Origin of the sequence: uncultured Legionella sp. (genome assembly GCF_937871865.1) — a bacterium.
GTDB lineage: Bacteria > Pseudomonadota > Gammaproteobacteria > Legionellales > Legionellaceae > Legionella.
On record NZ_CALMPD010000120.1, the window covers coordinates 1 to 1,598 of the forward strand.

The following is a 1,598-nucleotide window of genomic DNA, read 5'->3' on the forward strand; positions in this document are numbered from 1 at the left end:
GAATAAGCATTAAAATGCAGCCAAATAATAATGCTCCGAAAGGAATAAAAATCAAGGAATGGGTAAAATTGCGGTGCCAGTATTCAATACTTAATGGCTCTTGGCTAAGATAGGCGATTAGGATATCTAAATCAGGTACTAATGCCGCTAATGCCCCTACTTTCCAGGCAATTTTTTTATTTTGCCTCCCAAGCACCAAATGAGCGCAGGCAGCACCTAAGGCAGCATGACTTACTAAGTCCATGTAAATCCTTCAATAGCCTGTTGATAATATTACTATAGCATTTTTAGCCGTTTATGCAGGAATTAGTCATAGAGATCACTTAAATTAACTTAGACATAACGCCAGTTCGGAGTTTTTTAAATTTAATTTGCAGTAAGCAAAGCAGGTTCCTTTGTCAGAAGTTTAACCGCAGACAATTTCAGTGGCTCAATGGTATAAGCAGCTAAAGCAGCCATTAAATGAGACATAGCATTAAGGACAGAACGATGTCTTGTATGCCAAATGTGGTATTTATGTTTCAAACAGTTAAATATTGTTTCAATAATGCCGCGCTGATTTAATAACTGTTGCTCATATGTATTTATATTGAGCTGTTCTTTCATATTTTTGCGTTTCCGGGTAATGAGTTTCAATCCATTTCTAATAAGCACTTCGAATAATTTTTTTCCAATATACCCTTTATCTCCAAAGGCTAATCCCTGAAGTGAGCCAAGTAGAGTCTGAGCTGTTGCATTATCATGCCGGTTACCTTGAGTGATTTTGAATGCGATCAACTCACCGATATGATTGACTACCAAATGAATTTTTAATCCAAAAAACCAACCAACTGATGTTTTTCCATACTTGGCAATACTATCAAAGGTCTTATGCCGTTTTGACCTTTTCAAGTGGCAAACAGGAAGACAACTGGAGTCGATATAATAGATCCCCGTTTTTTTTCCACATTTTAGTTGTGTAAACAAGGTTAATGGAACAATAGAACGCGACATTAATTCTACAAACCGAGTATATCCTGGCAAATCAGGAAAATAATGATGCCAATATTGTTTTAGAAAAGCCGTATAAAACGTTTTGAAATTACGATAACCAACCATTTGGAATAAAATTTGAACGGTCATTATTTCACTAATCGACAAACAGCAGTTTGGACCTCGCCCTCCCTTCGTTGGTGCTGATAGTAGAGATTCAGATATATTTTTATCCAACTCCTTGCAAAAATCATCAATTTCGCAAAAAATATCTACTAGCTGGCGTTCCTTTATCATATTGAAAATCCTTTTGTCTGAGAAACCAAAGAAAATTCATCATGTTAGTTGCGCCAGCACTCCATTTCAAGCACTTTTAAACTCCGAAACACAGGTTACAAGAGCACATTGGCAACATGAATTAATCAATTTTTGAGCATTTTAAAACCCCGAACTGGGGTTAGACATAGTAAAGAATAACCTTAAAATTCCTAGAATAATCCAAGGGCGTGTTTTTAAAGTTTTTCAAACGGTTAAAAATTTGATAAAAAGGCTCCATAGTAAAAGCGGAGTAACTGGATGTCACGATTTGTCATTGATGATGCGATGTGGAGCAAACTAGAACAATT

The 1,598-nt window shown here is 36.0% G+C and carries 2 protein-coding genes; both read right to left on the reverse strand.

Translation table 11 applies throughout. The features are described from left to right. Positions 1 to 244: metal-dependent hydrolase (locus tag Q0495_RS06450; protein ID WP_298624235.1), on the reverse strand; the 244-nt coding region annotated here is incomplete at its 3' end. A 122-nt stretch (positions 245 to 366) separates the two neighbouring features. Continuing rightward, positions 367 to 1,269 (reverse strand): IS982 family transposase, encoded by a 903-nt coding sequence (locus Q0495_RS06455; protein WP_298624237.1) that lies wholly within the window; start codon positions 1,267 to 1,269, stop codon positions 367 to 369. Between the last annotated feature and the right edge of the window lie 329 nt (positions 1,270 to 1,598).